This is a genomic window from Streptomyces sp. BR123 (assembly GCF_013401435.1).
Classification (GTDB): Bacteria; Actinomycetota; Actinomycetes; order Streptomycetales; family Streptomycetaceae; genus Streptomyces.
Genome location: NZ_JACBGN010000010.1, coordinates 41,001 through 57,793, shown reverse-complemented (window position 1 = coordinate 57,793; position 16,793 = coordinate 41,001). Strand labels below are relative to the sequence as shown.

General features: G+C 72.2%; 17 protein-coding genes and 2 pseudogenes. 7 read left to right on the top strand and 12 right to left on the bottom strand.

The window, feature by feature from the left end:
• From HYE82_RS03110 to HYE82_RS03080, 7 genes are all read right to left on the bottom strand, one after another.
• Positions 1 to 942, bottom strand: a 942-nt coding sequence (locus HYE82_RS03110) for a PAS domain-containing protein (RefSeq protein ID WP_179172343.1), incomplete at its 3' end; no start/stop codon positions are given.
• A gap of 212 nt (positions 943 to 1,154) precedes the next feature.
• The gene (locus HYE82_RS03105; protein ID WP_179172340.1) at positions 1,155 to 1,595 is read right to left on the bottom strand and encodes an ATP-binding protein; all 441 of its coding nucleotides are present in this window, start codon (positions 1,593 to 1,595) and stop codon (positions 1,155 to 1,157) included.
• A gap of 166 nt (positions 1,596 to 1,761) precedes the next feature.
• Positions 1,762 to 2,181: a (deoxy)nucleoside triphosphate pyrophosphohydrolase gene (locus HYE82_RS03100; protein ID WP_179172339.1), complete on the bottom strand. Its 420-nt coding sequence runs from the start codon at positions 2,179 to 2,181 to the stop codon at positions 1,762 to 1,764.
• A 30-nt stretch (positions 2,182 to 2,211) separates the two neighbouring features.
• Complete coding sequence (locus tag HYE82_RS03095; RefSeq protein WP_179172338.1) at positions 2,212 to 2,397, bottom strand: SPOR domain-containing protein; 186 nt, start codon at positions 2,395 to 2,397, stop codon at positions 2,212 to 2,214.
• Positions 2,398 to 2,830: 433 nt separating this feature from the next.
• The gene (locus HYE82_RS03090) at positions 2,831 to 3,583 is read right to left on the bottom strand and encodes a GntR family transcriptional regulator (protein WP_179172337.1); all 753 of its coding nucleotides are present in this window, start codon (positions 3,581 to 3,583) and stop codon (positions 2,831 to 2,833) included.
• Between the two features lie 139 nt (positions 3,584 to 3,722).
• Positions 3,723 to 4,910 (bottom strand): DUF4190 domain-containing protein, encoded by a 1,188-nt coding sequence (locus tag HYE82_RS03085; protein ID WP_179172336.1) that lies wholly within the window; start codon positions 4,908 to 4,910, stop codon positions 3,723 to 3,725.
• A gap of 277 nt (positions 4,911 to 5,187) precedes the next feature.
• Entirely contained in the window at positions 5,188 to 6,762 is a 1,575-nt protein-coding gene (locus HYE82_RS03080) for a S8 family peptidase (RefSeq protein WP_179172335.1), read from the bottom strand.
• 243 nt (positions 6,763 to 7,005) lie between these two features.
• Here HYE82_RS03080 and HYE82_RS03075 point away from each other — a divergent pair, with 243 nt between their 5' ends.
• Both HYE82_RS03075 and HYE82_RS03070 read left to right on the top strand, forming a co-directional pair.
• Positions 7,006 to 8,118 (top strand): pyridoxal-phosphate dependent enzyme, encoded by a 1,113-nt coding sequence (locus HYE82_RS03075; protein ID WP_179172334.1) that lies wholly within the window; start codon positions 7,006 to 7,008, stop codon positions 8,116 to 8,118.
• 175 nt (positions 8,119 to 8,293) lie between these two features.
• Positions 8,294 to 9,103 (top strand): isocitrate lyase/phosphoenolpyruvate mutase family protein, encoded by an 810-nt coding sequence (locus tag HYE82_RS03070; protein ID WP_179172333.1) that lies wholly within the window; start codon positions 8,294 to 8,296, stop codon positions 9,101 to 9,103.
• Between the two features lie 154 nt (positions 9,104 to 9,257).
• Here HYE82_RS03070 and HYE82_RS03065 read toward each other — a convergent pair whose 3' ends face one another.
• From HYE82_RS03065 to HYE82_RS03050, 4 genes are all read right to left on the bottom strand, one after another.
• Positions 9,258 to 10,040: a trypsin-like serine protease gene (locus HYE82_RS03065; RefSeq protein WP_179172332.1), complete on the bottom strand. Its 783-nt coding sequence runs from the start codon at positions 10,038 to 10,040 to the stop codon at positions 9,258 to 9,260.
• Positions 10,041 to 10,048: 8 nt separating this feature from the next.
• The gene (locus HYE82_RS03060) at positions 10,049 to 11,155 is read right to left on the bottom strand and encodes an esterase family protein (protein ID WP_179172331.1); all 1,107 of its coding nucleotides are present in this window, start codon (positions 11,153 to 11,155) and stop codon (positions 10,049 to 10,051) included.
• Positions 11,156 to 11,328: 173 nt separating this feature from the next.
• On the bottom strand, positions 11,329 to 12,306 hold the full coding sequence (locus tag HYE82_RS03055) for an esterase family protein (protein ID WP_256986887.1): 978 nt from the start codon (positions 12,304 to 12,306) through the stop codon (positions 11,329 to 11,331).
• A 550-nt stretch (positions 12,307 to 12,856) separates the two neighbouring features.
• A complete protein-coding gene (locus HYE82_RS03050) occupies positions 12,857 to 13,294 on the bottom strand; it encodes a MarR family winged helix-turn-helix transcriptional regulator (RefSeq protein WP_179172330.1) in 438 nt (145 codons plus the stop codon).
• Between the two features lie 129 nt (positions 13,295 to 13,423).
• On the opposite strand from HYE82_RS03050, the gene HYE82_RS03045 reads away from it, so the two are divergent.
• Positions 13,424 to 14,410 (top strand): SMP-30/gluconolactonase/LRE family protein, encoded by a 987-nt coding sequence (locus tag HYE82_RS03045; protein WP_179172329.1) that lies wholly within the window; start codon positions 13,424 to 13,426, stop codon positions 14,408 to 14,410.
• Positions 14,411 to 14,483: 73 nt separating this feature from the next.
• Here the strand turns inward: HYE82_RS03045 and HYE82_RS03040 are convergent.
• Positions 14,484 to 14,684 (bottom strand): annotated as a pseudogene (locus HYE82_RS03040) (type II toxin-antitoxin system Phd/YefM family antitoxin); the annotation flags it as partial.
• A 173-nt stretch (positions 14,685 to 14,857) separates the two neighbouring features.
• Between HYE82_RS03040 and HYE82_RS03035 the strand changes: the two are divergent.
• The 4 genes and pseudogenes from HYE82_RS03035 to HYE82_RS03020 form a co-directional block, all read left to right on the top strand.
• A pseudogene (locus HYE82_RS03035) lies at positions 14,858 to 15,035 on the top strand (type II toxin-antitoxin system RelE/ParE family toxin); the annotation flags it as partial.
• 341 nt (positions 15,036 to 15,376) lie between these two features.
• Positions 15,377 to 15,766: a CPCC family cysteine-rich protein gene (locus tag HYE82_RS03030; protein ID WP_179172327.1), complete on the top strand. Its 390-nt coding sequence runs from the start codon at positions 15,377 to 15,379 to the stop codon at positions 15,764 to 15,766.
• Positions 15,767 to 15,850: 84 nt separating this feature from the next.
• Positions 15,851 to 15,982, top strand: a complete 132-nt coding sequence (locus HYE82_RS03025; RefSeq protein ID WP_256986880.1) for a hypothetical protein — start codon at positions 15,851 to 15,853, stop codon at positions 15,980 to 15,982.
• A gap of 8 nt (positions 15,983 to 15,990) precedes the next feature.
• Positions 15,991 to 16,620, top strand: coding sequence for a DUF6000 family protein (locus tag HYE82_RS03020; RefSeq protein ID WP_179172326.1), 630 nt, complete (start codon positions 15,991 to 15,993; stop codon positions 16,618 to 16,620).
• Positions 16,621 to 16,793 lie beyond the last annotated feature (173 nt).

The window sequence follows — 16,793 nt, the reverse complement described above, 5'->3', positions numbered from 1 at the left end:
GCCCTGGGGGCGGGCGGGACGGTCGTCGTCGCCGAGCAGCAGGCCCTGGTAGAGGTCGACGGCGGCGAGGTCGCAGAAGCCGGGGACGGTGACGTCGAGGAGTTCGCGGGCGGTGGTTTCGAGGTCGAGGGAGTTGCCGATGCGGTGTCCGGCTTCGTTGAGGAGGGCGAGATTGCGTCGTACGCCGGCGGCTTCGCGGGCGGCGAGGTGGCGGCGGGTGACGTCGGTGCCGATGCCGGCGACGCCGACGGGGCGGCCGCTGGCTCCGTGGACGCGGTAGAGGTTGATGGACCAGTGGCGGTTCTCGCGCCGGCCGGGGGCGGCGCCGGTGATGCGCAGGTCCGTGATGGCTTCGCCGGTTTCCAGGACCCTGCGGAGGGCTTCGGTCATCCGGTCGGCTTCCTGCGGCGGGAGGTAGTCGTGCACGGTGCGGCCGCGGTGTTCTTCGGCGGCGCCGCCGAAGACGGTGGTGAAGCGGCGGTTGGCGCGCTGGACGGTGAGGTCGGTGCCGAAGAGGAGGAAACCGAAGGGGGATTGGCCGAATATGGCCTGTGAGGCGGCGAGGTCGGACTCGATGCGGCGCAAGGCGCGGACGTCGACGACGACGCAGAGTGCGGCTCGTTCGGCGGCTTCGGTCTGGGTGGGCATCACATAGATCTCGGCCACGCCGTGGGCGCCGTTCCCGCCGGGGATGCGGAAGGGGACGAGGCCGGTCCATTCCTTGCCGTCGAGGATCTCGGCGACCCGTCGGTGCCCGCCTTCGCGCAGTTCCGGCGGCATGAAGGCGTCGACGGGGTCGTGTCCCACGACCTGGGCGGCGGTCAGGCCGAACAGTTCCTCGGCGCGCAGGCTCCACTGGTCGACGAGGCCGTCCGGTCCGATCGAGAACGATGCGACCTTGATGTAGTCATATATCGAGCCAGGCGGGCTGCTGTGCCACAGGGAGTCGTGCCATGTCTCCCCGGGCACACGGGCCTGATGTGCCTGCGCAGGTATCTCGCTCACGCGACCGTCCCCTCCAGCTCACCGCAACCGGACCGGCCATGACCGAAGTATTCAGCACCACGGCCCCGGACGGCACGGCGTTCCCGATCACGAAAAGGTCCCGACTGTTTCGAGCCATACCGGGTGATCGTCGGCCACCCTTCACCTTGTTACTCACCAGGAAGAGCCAACTCGAACCACACCGTCTTTCCCGACTTGCCGTGACGTGTCCCCCAGCGCTGTGCCGTGGCGGCCACGAGGTGCAGCCCGCGGCCGCCCTCGTCGTCGGCCTTCGCGACGCGTTCGCGGGGCGGATCCGGAAGCGGATCGGACACTTCCACAAGCAGGGCGCCTCCCTCGGCGAGGCTCTCCGGCGGGCCCTCACCAGCCTGCTCGCGCCGCTCCAGCCGGACCCCGATCGGCCCCGAGGCGTAGCGCAGCGAGTTGGTGACCAGCTCGCTGACCAGCAGAACGGTCACATCGCCGACGGAATCGAGGCCCCAGGAGCGCAGCTGGCCGCGCACGGCGTGACGTGCGGTGCGGACGGCACCGGGCTCGGCGGGGAAGGCCCATTCGGCACGTTCGCCGTCTGTGTCGATCACGCCGATCACTTCCCGGGCCGGCAGCGGCCCCCGTCCGGTTCAGCGAGGAGAGAGAGCCTCTTGGGGCGGTACACGATTAGGGACTAATAGGGCCATACCCGATATTCGAGGCGTCGTACCACGCATCCTCCGGGTACCGGCGCACTGTGGCACGGAGGGAGGAGGAAGCCGGGCTTCACGCGCCCCCGTGCGACCCGGTGTGCGCTGCGCGCAGCCGGCGCCCGATCTCGGCGACGGCGGGACGGTCCTGGTCGAGCCAGTCCACCGAGTCCAGTTCCCCGGCTTCGAGCCAGCGCAGCTCGTCGTGGTCCTCCAGGGGGGCGGGTTCGCCGGAGACCAGCCGGGCGGTCCACACGTGCAGGACGAGTCCGGGCTTCAGCGGCCACTCCCCCGGGATGCGCTCCAACGGCTCGGCCTCCACGCCGAGCTCCTCGCGCAGTTCGCGGACCAGCGCCTCGGGACCGGTTTCGCCGGGTTCGGCCTTGCCTCCGGGCAGCTCCCAGCGGCCGGCCAGCTCCGGGGGCGCGCTGCGCCGGGCGGCCAGCAGGCGGCCCTGATGACAAAGGGCTCCGCCCACGACCACACGTTCCGTCATGGGGCGGAGCCTATGCCAAGGCCGAGACGCTCAGTTCGTCGTGGCCGTCTGGCCGATTCGCTCGACCCAGTAGAGCTGCTTGTGTCCGAGGTCGTCGAGGCTGTCGACCACCTTCTGCGCCTCGGCACGGGTGGGGTAACGGCCCACCCGGTAGCGGTTGCCGTTGTCGTCCTGACGTATGACCAGCCACGGGAGCAGGGCACCGCTGTCGTTCATCGCGTCTCACCCTCCGCCGATCCACCTGCCCGGGAAACCCCATTGCGCATATGCCCGAGCTTACGCCCGACCTTTACTGAGCGGATACGGGTTTTCACGAAGAGGAACCTCGGCGGCGTATGCATCCGGCCATGCGTACGAGTGAGCCGCGCACGCCGGTCCGGACCCGGCGCACCACGGGGGCGGGCGGGCTCCCCGACGCGCCCCTCCGCGAGGCCCGCGCCGGCACTCCGGCCCTGGCCGGACGGCCCGTGCGCGGCGGACGCCCCCTCGGCGGGCGGCCCGGGGAGAAGGGGCGCGGCGGGGGCATGCGGAGCGCGTCGGCGCAGGCGCGGGTGAGGGGCGCAAGCGGAGTCCGGCGCAACCGCGCAGGCCCGCAGCGAAACGGAGCCACCGGTCCCGGTCGCGATCGCGCCGAAACCCGCCGGTAGGTTTACCGCACCGGGAGGTGGTAGGCGAGGCGGTAGCGGTCCGCCGGGACCACCACGTCGGCGGTTTCGACGGCGCGCCCGGAGGCGTAGTAGGTCCGGCCGATCACCAGCACGACGTGCCCGGGGACGCCGCCCAGCAGGGCGATCTCCTCCGCGAGGCCCGGCCGCGCCCCGACCTCCTCCACCACGTTGTCGACGACGAGGTCGATCGCGGCCATCCGGTCGACCACGCCGGAGCCGCCCAGCGGCCCCTCCTCGGGCAGCATCACCGGGGTCCGGCCGGTCAGGGCCAGCGGCTCCCACGAGGTGGACAGCATCATCACCTCGCCCGCGTCGCGGAAGACGTACTGCGTCCGCATGACCCGTTCACCCGCCTCGATGCCGAGCCGCTGCGCGATCGCGGCGGGGGCGGCGGCCTGCTCGCTGCCGGACTCCCACGTCCCGCGGGCACCCGCCTCCGCCTGCTCCTGGCGGAACGGCGTCGACGGCCCGCCCGTGCGGTAGCCGGAGCGGGCGACCCGTCTCGGCACCGGCTGCTCCCGTACGTACGTGCCCGACCCGGAGCGGCCCTCGACCAGGCCTTCGGCCATGAGCACCTTGCGCGCCTCCAGCGCCACGGTGTCGGACACCCCGTACTCCTCACGGATCCGGGCCTGCGAGGGGAGCCGGGCGTGCGGGGGCAGGGACCCATCGACGATCTTCTGTCGCAGATCCCCGGCGACGCGCAGATAGGCCGGCTGCTCACCGAAAGCCACTGAGGCCCTCCCATCAGGTTGACAGACAGCCACACCCTGGCAACGGTCGGTTGTGCACCGCAAGCGAGGGCCAGGGTTTCACTCGAAGTGATGAAGGCTGGTCACTGAAACCTCTTGTCGCGCGTCAGCCGCTGCGGTGTCAGGCGGGCGCCGTCGAGGCCCGGCCGCCCGGCCGCCCACCGGACCCGCCGCCCGCCCCGCCGCCGGATCCGCCGCCGGACCCGGCGTCCGGGCCCTCGTCCGCCCCACCACGCCGCTCGTCCTCCGACAGCCATTCCGGCACCACCGCCGACAGGCCGTACGCCCCGCGCAGCGCCTTCTCCGTGGCCACCGTCAGTGAGGCCACCGCCTGGTCCCAGGCGCCCTGGAAGTCTGCGGGCCGGACCGCCGCGCCCGCCTTCTGCCACGCCGCGCGCGCCGCCGCGACCTCCTTCAGCTGCGCCCGCGCCGGCCCGGCCAGCTCCGGCCGGCGCGCCGCGGCCTCCTCCAGCACCCGGGACTCCGCGGCCAGCGCCCGGTCCACCTCGCGGGCCCACTCGCGGTACGCCGGCAGCGCCTCGTGGAGGTCCTCGTCGGGCCCGTGCCCCAGCGCCAGGTCGGCCTCGTTCATCACGTGCAGGAAGGCCACTTGGTCCGGCTGCAGAAGCCCGGCGTCGCGGCGCAGGCTGCCGCGGTGCTCCTCGTCCGCCGTGCCGATCACGCACAGCAGCCGCCGCTCGCCGCCGCCCGCCCCCTCCCGTGAGGGCGCGAACCAGAACAGCTCCGCGTACGCCGGCAGCGCCCAGGAGTCCATGGCGTAGGAGTCCTGGGCGCGCCAGCAGGCCTCGGTGGCCGCCCTCTTCATCTGCCGGCCGCCGCGGAAGTGCGCCGGGTCGAAGCGGGCCGAGGAGGTGACCTCCCCGTGGTGCGGCTCCGTGCAGGCGACCCGGTAGAAGAGCGGGTCCTCGTCCATCAGGTCCCCGCCGGGGACGTTGAAGCAGTCGCCCGCCCGCAGCTCGTCGATGTCGGCGACCTCCCCCGCGACGTCCTCGTACGGCGAGAGCCCGTCGAGGCGGGAGAAGAGCGGCTCCGCGGCCCGGTCCACGGCCAGGAACAGCAGCACGGTCGTCACGAGCGACACCGCCAGGCCGGTGATCGCCAGCGGCCTGCCCCGCTCGCCCTTCCCGGCGATCTGGACGAGGGCCACGATCCCGAAGACGATGCCGAGCGGTGGCAGGCACACCAGCCCGACCAGCAGCGACGCCAGCGCGAAACCGTTGAGTGCCGGTTCCCCTTGGTCCTGCCGGGGGGACGGAGCCGGCCAGTGGGGCGGCGGCTGGGTGCTCACGGGGTACGGGCTCCATCGCAGGGTGACGCGAACGAATGCGCGAAACAGTACACAGCGGGGACGACCGCGGTGTCGGTCGCCCCCGCCGGTTCCGCTTCCGCGCGCCGCCGGCGTGCGGCGGTGATCCCGGACCAGGTGCGTTGCCCAGGACCGTGGTTGAGGTTCCCGGTTCGGGTTCCCGGTTCGGGTGCGCGGCTCGGGTTCACGGTTCGAGGCCGTGATGCAGAGCCGGCTCAGAGCCGGCTCGGAGCCGACTCGGATCCGGCTCGGATCCGGCTCAGAACTGCAGCGCCCAGGAGTCGATCCTGCCGGTGTCGATGTCGGCGTTGTCGTTCACCCGCAGCTTCCAGACGCCGTTCGCGGCCTCCGAGGAGGCGTTGACGGAGTAGGCCTGCAGGATGTTGTCCGCGCTGCCGCCACCGCGGTTGTGCAGGGTGTAGACGGAGCCGTCGGGGGCGACGAGGTCGACCTTCAGGTCACCGATGTACGTGTGCTTGATGTCGACCGAGACGCCCAGCGCGGCCGGGGCGTTGCCGGAGACGCCGCTGACGGTCAGCGGGGACTCGACGGTCGCGTTGTCGTTGATGGCGAAGTCGGCGGTGTTCTCGAAGCGCGGCCCGCCGGGCGGGGTGGTGCCGCCGCCGACGAACAGCAGGCGGTTCGGGGAGCCGGTGCCGGGGCTGGTCACCACGTTCGGGGTGGCCGCGGCCACGAGGGCCGAGGCCACCTGGTCCGGGGTGTTCGACGGGTTCTGGGAGAGGTGCACGGCGGCCGCGCCGGCGACGTGCGGCGAGGCCATCGAGGTGCCGGAGATGGTGTTGGTGGCGGTGTCGCCGGTGCCCCAGGCGGAGGTGATGGAGGAGCCGGGGGCGAAGAGGTCGAGGACGGTGCCGTAGTTGGAGAAGCCGGACTTGGCGTCGCTGCTGGTGGTGGAGCCGACCGTGATGGCCTCGGTGACGCGGGCCGGGGACTTGGTGCTGGCGTTGGTGGACTCGTTGCCCGCCGCGACCGCGTACGTGATGCCGGAGGCTATGGAGTTGCGGACGGCGGTGTCGAGGGCGGAGTCGGCCCCGCCGCCGAGGGACATGTTGGCCACGGCCGGCTTGACCGCGTTCCGGGTGACCCAGTCGATGCCGGCGACGACCTGGGCCGTCGTACCGGAGCCGTTGTTGTCGAGGACGCGGACGGCGACGATCTTCGCCTTCTTGGCGACGCCGTGGCTGCCGCCCGCGACGGTGCCGGCGACGTGCGTGCCGTGGCCGTGGCCGTCCTGGGCGGTGTTGTCGTTGTCGATGGCGTCGAAGCCGTAGGAGGCGCGGCCGCCGAAGTCGGTGTGGGTGATGCGCACGCCGGTGTCGATGACGTACGCGGTCACGCCCTCGCCGGCTTTGTCGGGGTACGTGTAACTGCTGTTCAGCGGGAGCGCGCGCTGGTCGATGCGGTCCAGGCCCCAGGACGGCGGGCTGGGCTGGGTGCCCTGGGCGCCGTCGACGGTGAAGACGCGGTTCTGCACGACGGACTTGACCGCCGGGTCCGCGGCGAGCTTCCTGGCCTGCGCCTCGGAGACCTCGACGGAGTAGCCGTTGAGGGCGGCGCTGTAGGTGCGGTCGATGCGGGCGCCGTACTTCTCGGCGACCGCCTTGCCGCCGGCCTCGGTCGAGCGGGTGGCGTCCTTCAGGGTCACGATGTAGCTGCCGGCCACGGAGCCGGGGGCGCCGGCGTTCTCGATGACGCCCTGCGCGCCGGAGTCGGCCGCGGAGGCGGGGAGCGCGGCGGCCGTGCCGAGCGCGAGGGCCAGGGCGGCGGCCGCGCTCAGCCCGGCGGCCTTCCGGCGGGTGTGACGCATGGACATGTGGGGGGTCCTCCTCGTCGGTGGTGCGCTTCGGGGATCCGGGACGGCGTCCCGGGGGCGTCACGCGGGGTGGGGACACGACCACGATGGCGCGCATGGTCATGGTCATGACAATTGCGAGAGAGGCTGCCGCGCTGCCGCCTCCGAAAGGTTGGCGCAGCGGCTCGGCATCCCACAAGGGGAAGGCGAGCGCGTAACATCCCTGCCATACACCGGCCATGAATGAGCAAAGGTGCTCCGCACATGACGCACGCACTCCCCGGATACGTCTGCCCCGACGACGGCACGCGTGCGGATGCCCGGACGGCGCCCTGGTGCTGCCCCGTCTGCAGCGGCCCGTGGGACCTCGACTTCACACCGGATCCGGCCACCGAGCTCACCCCCTCCGCCGGCCCCAACTCGCTGTGGCGCTACGGCGCCGCGCTGCCGCTGCCTGGCGCTTTCTCCGTCACCCTCTCGGAGGGGAACACTCCGCTGGTCCCGCTGGCAGAGCGGATCCACGCCAAGCTCGACTTCCTGATGCCGACGGGTTCGTTCAAGGACCGGGGCGCCGTGATGCTCGTGGAACTGGCCCGGCGGCTGGGTCCCGAGCGGGTGATCGCGGACAGCAGCGGCAACGCTGGAACGGCCGTCGCGGCGTACTGCGCCCGTGCCGGGCTGAGTTGTGAAATTTTCGTGCCCGAGGGCACGTCGGCGAAGAAGACCGAGCAGATGCGGGCCCACGGCGCCGCCGTCCGCGTCGTCCCGGGCGGCCGGGAGGCCACCGCCGAGGCGGCGCGGGCCGAGGCCGACCTCCCCGGCGTCTTCTACGCGAGCCACGTCTTCAACCCGTACTTCCTGCACGGCACGAAGACGTACGCGTACGAGGTCTGGGAGGGGCTCGGCGGCCGGCTTCCCGAGGCCCTCGTCGTCCCCGTCGGCAACGGCACCCTGCTGCTGGGGGCGGCGCTGGCGGTGGAGGAGCTGGCCCGGCGCGGGGTGCGCCCGCCGGCGCTGGTCGCGGTGCAGGCGGCGGCGGTGTCCCCGCTGGCCGCGGCGTTCGAGGCCGGCGCGGAGGACACGGACGCGGTGGAGCAGCGGCCCACGCTGGCCGAGGGGATCGCGATCCCGGCCCCGCCGCGGGCCCGGCAGATCCTGGCGGCGGTCCGCAAGTCCGGCGGCACCTTCCTGACCGTGTCCGAGGAGGCCCTGCGCGCCGCGCAGCGGGACCTGGCGGGGCGGGGGCTCTTCGTGGAGCCGACCGCGGCTGCCTGCTGGGCGGCGGTGGGCCCGGCGGCCCCGTCCGATCCCCTGGGCGGCCGCACGGCGGTGGTTCCCCTGTGCGGCACGGGCCTGAAGGCGGGCCTGGCCACCTGAGCCGGTTCGGCGGCGGGGCGGGCCGGCAGGGTCCCGCCGTCAGGAGCGGCCGGGCGGGCGGGCGTGTGCCGCGGAGGGTGCCGTGGAGGGCGGAGGGTGCGGTTCCGGGGCGCGGCGGACGCAGATGTCGGAAAATCGCCGGTACGCGTCCGGGGCGGTCTGCTGAACTGGCCCCATGACCAACCGTGTTGACCTTGCCCGCCGCTTCGCCTCCCTGCACACCCCCGGCGCCCCGCTCGCCCTGGCCAACGCCTGGGACGTGGTGAGCGCCCGGCTCGTCGAGGCGGCCGGCGCCCCGGCCGTCGCCACCACCAGCGCCGGGGTCGCCTGGTCCCTCGGCGCTCCCGACGGGGACTCCCTGGCCCGGGACCGCGCGCTCGACCTCGTCGCCCGCGTGGCCGGTGCCGTGTCCGTGCCCGTCACCGCCGACATCGAGGGCGGCTTCGGCGCCGACCCGGCCGGGGTCGGTGAGACCGTCGCCGGAATCGTCGAAGCCGGCGCGGTCGGCATCAACATCGAGGACGGCACCCGCGAGCCCGCCGAGCACGCGGAACGCCTGGCCGCGGCCCGGGCCGCGGCCGACGCCGCCGGGGTCCCGCTGTACGTCAACGCGCGGATCGACACGTTCCTCTTCGGGCTCGGCAACCCGGCGGGCCGCCTCGACGCGACCCTGAACCGGGCCGCCGCCTACCTGCGGGCCGGCGCCTCCGGCATCTTCGTGCCCGGGTGCACCGACCCGGCCGTGATCGCCGAGCTCACCCGCGGCATCGACGCCCCACTGAACGTCCTGGCCGGGCCCGGCGCCCCGTCCGTCGCCGAGTTCGGCAAGCTCGGCGTGGCGCGCGTCAGCCTCGGCTCCTGGGTCGCCGAGGCCGCGTACGGGGTGGTGCGCCGCGCCGCCGAGGAGCTCCTCGCGGAGGGCACGTACACCGCGGTCACCGAAGCCCTCGCGTACGGGGAGCTGAACGCCCTCCTGAAGGGCTGATCCGGTCGACCGATCCGGCCGGTCGATCCGGCCGGTCCGACCGACCGGTCGATCCGGCCGCCTGATCAGCCGACCGGATCAGCCGACCGGATCAGGCGCCCGGACCGGATGAGCCTCCCGGGGCCGGTCCCGGCGGGGCCGGCCCGCGGGCCCGTCAGTCCGCGGCCGCCTGCTCGTACAGGGCCCTGGCCCGCCCGTCGAACAGGGCGGCCGTGGAGTCCACGTCCGTGTCCCCGCCGCTCAGCACGCCGATCAGCCGGCCGGGGCTTCCCGGCCCGCCCCGGTCGGCGATGAAGGGGCTGCCGCTGGTGCCCGTCCAGAAGCCGGCGCAGCTGATGTACAGCATGGCCGGGTCGTCCTCGTCGTGCGTGGTCTGCGTCGTGCAGGAGACGGGTTTGTTCTGCGGGTTGCGGCCGGATTCGGGATAGCCGACCACCGTCACGTCCCGCTCGTAGCCGGAGGTCCACTCGGGCGCCGGGGCCTCCCCCGGCCCGACGGCCTGCTGGACGGTCATGCCGTCCTCGTCCGGCTCGATGCTGAGGAACGCGTAGTCGGCGGTGTCCTCGCCCCACCTCGTCCACCGCTCGTCCACGTGGACCGCCCGGACCTTCCACACGCCGAGCGGCTGCCTGCCCGCGCCCTCGCCCGAGAAGGCGGGGGCGAAGGACAGCTCGCCGATCTCCCGGCCGTCGTGGGCGACCTCGCCGGGCTCGCCGTTCTGCCCGGCCGGGGCCACGCAGTGCGCGGCGGTCGCGACGACGGTGCCCTTGGGGCTGTCGATCACGCTCGCCGTGCACCAGTGTTCCCCGTTGGCCATGAGCACGCCGACGCCCGGGAAGGGGTGCACGGCGCCCGCGTCCTCGTCCGTCGCCTTGACGAAGCCGACGGCGAGGGCGGCCGCCACACCGGCGGCGGCAGCCGCGGAGGCCCCCCTCACGACGGCGTTCAGCGCACGCCGGGATCGGGGGTCGGTGCCGACATCACCTTGCTGATCCACTCCAGGGAGCCCTCCCTCATACCGCGAACATACGACTTTCCGTTGTGCTCACCATCCTGGATCACCTGCAGCCGGGTGTGCACGGGGCCCCTGCCGTACTCCTTCATGAACTTCTCGGCCTTGTCGCGGCCGCTCTCCGCGGTGCCGATCTGGAAGTTGATGTAGACCTCCGGGCCGCCCGCTGCGATCAGCTTCGCGGCCAGCTTCTCCGGATTGTTCGCGTCCATGGCCTGCTTGTTCCCGTTCCACAGCGGGGAGTCGGGGACGATGTCGACGCCGCTGGCGATGGCCGCCTTGAAGCGGTCGGGGTGCTTCAGGACGTGCTTGAACGCGCCGAAGCCGCCCGACGAAGAGCCCATGATGGCCCAGCCGTCGCGGGAGGTGAAGGTGCGGAAATTGGCCTTCGTGAAAGCGGGGACGTCATCGGCCATCCAGGTGCCCATCCTGGGCTGCCCGGGGATGTCCGAGCCGTCGAAGTGGTGCTTGGTGTCGGCGTTGATCACCGGCATGACGAGGATGAAGGGCAGGCTGGTCCCCGCCTTCGCCCCGTCGGTCACGGCCTGCTGCAGGCCCAGGCCGGGACCCGTGCCCCAGTAGTTCTTGGGGTAGCCGCGGCCGCCGGGCAGGGAGATCAGGACCGGGAAGGCGCTCCTGGCGTACTTCGGGTCGTCGTACTCCTTGGGCACCCACACCCACACGTCGCCGGTGAAACCCGACTTCGCGCCGGTCAGCGTCGTCTTGGCGATCTGGGTGCCGTCGGGCAGCCGGCTGGTGCGGACGAAGGACGCCTTCGGGCCGGTGGGCATGCTGACCCCCGGCCGGACGCCCGGGGTCGCGGCCGTTTCCTTGACCTTGTCGAAGGACATGGGGTCCCCTATGTCCGAGAAAAGGCCGAACTTGTACGCGGCCGCTCCGCCCCCGGCGGTCAGCGCGAGCGCGAGCCCGCCGACGATCAGAAGCCTGCGCAGGCGGCGCTTGGGGCGCGGCCGGCCCGTGGTCACGGGGCCTTCCTCGACCGCGAGGCGGCCGTCGCCCTGAAGCTGGTCATGCTGCACGAATTGTCCCGTTCCTTCTCCGGCGCCCGAACGGGCGCGGGTCGGACCGATCGGTCCCCCTTACACCCGTTACAGAGGCTTCAACGACCGGATGGGTTGCCTGGGACGGGCATGACGTGGTGTGGGCCACGCCCGTCCCGGGCAGCGTGCTGCACGCCTGGTCGGCCGGGGGGTCAGCCCGCTTCGGGCTTGGGGGCCTTGAGCACCTTGCTGATCCACTCCAGGGAGCCTTCCTTCATGCCCCGGACGTAGTGCCAGCCGTTGTGCTCGCCGTTCTGGATGTCGCGGATGGTGGTCTTGACGGGACCCTTCCCGTACTGCTGCTGGAACTTGACCATCCGGTCCTTGCCGGTCTCCTTCGTGCCGATCTGGAAGTTGATGTAGACCTCCGGACCGTTGCTGTCGATCAGCTTCTTGGCGAGCTTCTCCGGGTTGTTCGCGTCCATCTCCGCCTGGTGGCCCTTCCACAGCGGGGAGTCGGGGACGATCTCGCCACCGCTGGCGATCACGGCCTTGAACTTGTCCGGGTGCTGGAGGACGGTCTTCATGCCGACGAAGGCGCCGGAGGAGGAGCCCATGAAGGCCCACCCGTCACGGGACTTGTAGGTCCGGAAGTTGGCCTTGGCGAAGTTCGGGACGTCCTCGGCCATCCAGGTGCCCATCTTGGGCTGGCCCGGGATGTCGGAGCCGTCGTAGTAGTACTTGGCGTCCGGGTTGAGCACCGGCATGATCACGACGTACGGGAGGCTGGTGCCCGCCTTGACGCCGTCACTGATCGCCTTGTGCAGGCCGAGGCTGCGGTCGGCCCAGTAGTTGGTCGGGTAGCCCTCGCCGCCGGGGAGCGCGATGAGCACCGGGAAGCCGCTCTTGGCGTACTTCGGGTCGTCGTACTGCTTCGGGGCCCAGACCCACACGTCACCGGTGAAGCCCGACTTGGCGCCCGCCAGCGTCGTCTTGGCGATGATCGTGCCGTCGTCCAGCTTGGCGACCTGCTTGAAGTCGGCCTTCGGGCCGGTCGGCATCAGCACGTCCGGGTCACCGGAGGGCGTGGCCGCCTGCGCCCCGCCCTGGGAGCCGTCGCCGGAGCCCTTGCCGGACGCCGGGTCCTTGCCGAAGCTCACGGTCTCGCCGTTGCCGGAGAACCACTCCATCTTCCAGGCCGCGAAGCCGCCGCCCAGCAGCAGCACCAAGGCCAAGGCGGCGCTGATCCATATCGCGCGGCGGGAGCGCTTGCGGGGCGGCTCGGAGTCGCCCGGCCCGTACGCGTCCTCGCCGGGCCGCGGGCGTATGTGGGCGCTCGGGTCCGGGCAGGGCGGGCCGGCCGGGTGCTGCTCGTACGGGTGCTCGTACGCCCCGGAACCCGGCGGCGGTGGCGGCTGCTGCGCGTGCGGGGCCGGGGACGGCCGGCGGCCGCGCTGCTCCGCGTGCGGCGGGTACTCCTGCGGCGCCTGCCGCGGCGGCTGGTCCTCGTACTGCGGGTACGGCGATCGCGGCTGGCCGTCGGGCCGCTGGCGCTGCGGGTACTGGTGCACGGACTTCGCTCCGAACGGTCATGGCTGCCCCCGAGCGGGACAGAAGCTGTGGGCATCCCCCTTGCTTCTGATGTGCGAATGCAGCATTCCGTTCCAAGAACCGGCAAAAAGACGAGCCGGATATCGGCTCGCGGGAACCGGCCGACCCCGGATCACCTCCGGGCCCGCATCACCTCCGGGCGTCGAGCACCTGCGCGCACCGCCCCAGCAGCCGGACCAGCAGCTCGCGCTCCTCCTCGGAGAACTCGGCGGCGAGCGCCCGCTCCACCGCCACGGCGGCGGCGTCGGCCTGTTCCATGACGGCCCGCCCCTCCTGCGTGAGGCGGGTCTCCAGGACGTTGCGGTGCCACTCGTGCGGGGAGCGCTCGATCAGCCCGCGCTCCTGGAGGTTCTTCAGGACGGTGGTCATGGTCGGGGGCGTCACCCCGCACAGACGGGCCAGCGCGGCCGCGGAGATCCCCGGCTTCTCGGCGAGCCAGAGCAGGGCCGCGTACTGCGGAACCGTCACCGCGGAGGGCTTGAGCGCCGCGTTCTTCGCCGCGAGGAGCGCCTGCTCGGCGCGCTTGACGTGCGAGCCGATCCGCTCCTCGGGGGGCATGGAGGTCATCACCAAATAGTAGCCCCCTTGCGAATATTAGAACTCTAACTTAGATTCCTGCTCACCTCACTGAAAGACCCCTAACGCCCCCAGCCCGCAAGAAGAAGCAAGAAGAAGCAAGAAGAAGGAGGAAGCCGGATGCCGAAGAAGCTCCTGCCCGTCTCGGTCCTCACCGTGGCGGCAGCGCTCACCCTGACCACGGCACCGACGGCGGTGGCGGCGGAACCGCACGGCGGCGGCGGCCGGATCACCACGGCCTTCACCCTGCCCGGCGACAAGGTCTACCCGGAGGGCATCGCCACGGACCCCCGCACCCGTGCGGTCTACGTCGGCTCGTACGCGGACGGCACCGTCTACCGGGCCCTGCCCGGCCGGGCGGGCGCCGAGGTGTTCCTGCCCGCCGGAACCGACGGCCGCCGCACGGCCAACGGCCTGCGCGTCGACGCCCGCGGCCGCCTGTGGGTCACCGACTCCACCGCCGGCGTCACCGTCTACGACACCGCCACCGGCGCCCGTCTGGCCCGCTTCGAGGTCCCCGGGGCCGGCCCCCGCTTCGTCAACGACCTCACCATCACCCCGGACGGCACGGCGTACCTGACGGACAGCGTCCGCGCGGTCGTCTACCGGGTCACCCCGCACGAGCTCACGGCGGGCTCCGGCACCCTCACCCCGGCGTACGACCTGAGCAGCCGGCTCACCCCGGTCCCGGGGCGCGCCTTCAGCCTCAACGGCATCACCTCGGATCGGGCGGGCCGGTACCTGCTCACCGTGGACATGATCGCGGGCGACCTCCACCGCATCGACCTGCGCACCGGCGCGCTGTCGCGCGTCACCCTCCAGGGCGGCGGCCTCGTCCACGCCGACGGCCTGGACCTCGCCGCCGACGGCAGCCTGCGGGTGGCCCACAACACCACCAACACCCTGACCCGGTGGCGCCTGACCCCGGACGGGACCCGCGCCCGCCTGGTCCACACCCTCACGGACCCGTCCCTGCAGATCCCGACGACTCTGGCCCACACCCCGGGCCGCACGCTGGTGGTCCGGTCCCAGTTCGACAAGGGCGGCCCCGCGGGCGGCACGGGCACCCCGACCACCTTCACCGTCGCCGCAGTCCGCGGCCTGTGACGACGCGCGAAGCGCGCCCGACGCTCCCGTCCGGGGCGCCGGGCGCGCGCGCTCACGCCACGCCGGGACTCCTGTACGCCATGAGCACACGGCGGTCGTGCGCCGGGTGGTGCTGCACCAGGTACGAGCCTTCACGGAGCGCCGCGTAGTCCTCGGCGGACAGCAGGACGGCATCGCCGTGCTCGGAGACGATCTCGATGGCCTCGTGGCTCTCGTTGACCTTCTTGATCAGCGGAAGGAGCCCCTTGCGGGCTGCACGCGCAGTTACGAACATGCCCGGACCCTTCCCCGCCCGACACCGGACAACGCTCCCGAACCGGTATCGCGCCCGAACGCGGTCGCAGGCTCTCCGCCCGCCCGTCGTGCCGCTGCCGTGAGGCCGTGCCCGCACTGCCCGCCCGGATGCGCCCGCCACGCGCGCAAGGCCGGTTCGCGGAGGACTGGCCGGCCAAGCTGACCGAGCTGGAGACCGACCCCCTCGGCCTCAAACCACCGCACTCGTGTCCAGCCCGCCCGACGCCGCCTGCGCGTCGGTGACCACCGCGTCGTCCACACGATCGACAACGGAGAGCTGGTGGTCTGGGCCGTCCACGTGGGACACCGTTCCCCTGTTCACGAGACCTGATCGCCGCTGACCCCACAGCGGGAAATCCGGCACGGATCCAGCACGGTGACGACGAAGGGGTTGGACCCGACCGAGTCCAACCCCTTCTGACCTGCGTGTTTGCCAGGTCAGCGACGTGGTGATACTTCATCCGCTCAGACGTTGAAGCGGAATGTCTGCGGCCTGATCCTGACCTGCGGCGGAGCCCTCTGTATGCGCCTGACCTGGGATTTCCTCGTTGGCATACGTTGGCTCCCGACGGCCGTTTACGGGTGTCCTGCGGACTGGCTGCGGACCGGCCGGGGGTCCCAAGGCAGAGAAATCCATGGCACACGGGCGGGACCTGCAACGAAACTGCGCAGGTGAGCGACTCCTACCCCTGCCCGTGCTGCGGGCACCGCGTGCTGGGCGAGATGCCCGGCTCGTACGAGATCTGCCCCATCTGCTTCTGGGAGGACGACGGAATCCAATTCCGCTGGCCGGCCATGGCAGGCGGGGCGAACAAGGTCTCCCTGATCGAGGCCCAGCTCAACTATCAGGACTTCGGTGCCTGCAAGCAGCGCGTCCGACAGTACGTCCGCCCTCCGGCCGACGACGAGCCGCTCGACCCCGCCTGGCGCCCCATCGACCTGACGCGCGACTCCTTCGAGGACTGGGAAGCCGAGGACTGCGCCCCGTGGCCTGATGACCGATCGGTGCTCTGCTGGTGGCTCCCCACCTTCTGGCGCCGCGACCACCCGGCAACGCCATGACGTCCCCCGTCGAAGCCCTCGTCCAACAGCTCGACGGCAGTACGGCATCGCCGGCACCGCCCTGGACTGGGAACTCGACTGACCGTGCCCTGGGAGCACCTCGCCGAAGAGTCCCGCACATGGTCCCTGCTGGAAGCCTCCGAAGCCCCCGTCGGCGACAACATCTTCGTCGCCCCCACCTGGATCGACCGTACCGACCTATACCCGGAGAGGTGAGGTGACCGATGCCATCCCAGCACCCCGAGGAGACCGGCTACGGCTACGTGATCGAGCGCTACGTAACGAGGAAGGACTCGGACCACCCGCGCTACCTCGAACTGAACAGCGCACGCGTCCTGCGGCCGGGGTGGCGACACGCCAAACGGTTCGCCCGCCACCTGATCCGCGACGCCGCCACCATCACCGACGCCGAACTGGAAGCCCTCCTCGCCTACGAATGGCGCTCGCGCCTCACCGCCGCCTGGCTCATCGGCGTCGACCGCCGCGAATCGTTCCGCGAGCGCATCGGCGACCTGCTCCTCGCCAGCGAGGTCTGCTACTCCGGCGGCGCCTACTGCTTCGCCCTCGCCCGCTTCGGCACGCACGCGGACGCCGAGATCCTCACCGCCTACCTCGACCGCTACCTCCCCCGCACCGACCTCCACTACGACCAGCCCGACGCCCTCGGCGCCCTCCTCCACCTCGACGCCCGCCTCGGCACCCACCACGCCACCCGCTTCACGCAGCCCGCTGGCCTCTGGGACCACTGGGGCGAGGGCGTGAGACGCCTCGGCTACCCCAGCCATACCCCCGCCGAGCTGCGTCGCTGGACGGACCTCCACTGCGACTTCGCCAACGGCTGGACCCGGCCGTAGCAGCCGCCTGACTTCGGCTACGTGAAGTCCGCGTACGCCATCAACCTCACCTTCGTCACCGGCCACGCCCTGGCCTACTGCACGCCTCCGACGAGCAGTTCGACGCGATCTGCTCCGAGCCGTCGGCCTCGTCGCCCCCGAGTTCCTGCTCCCGGCCCTTGCCCAGCGCCTCA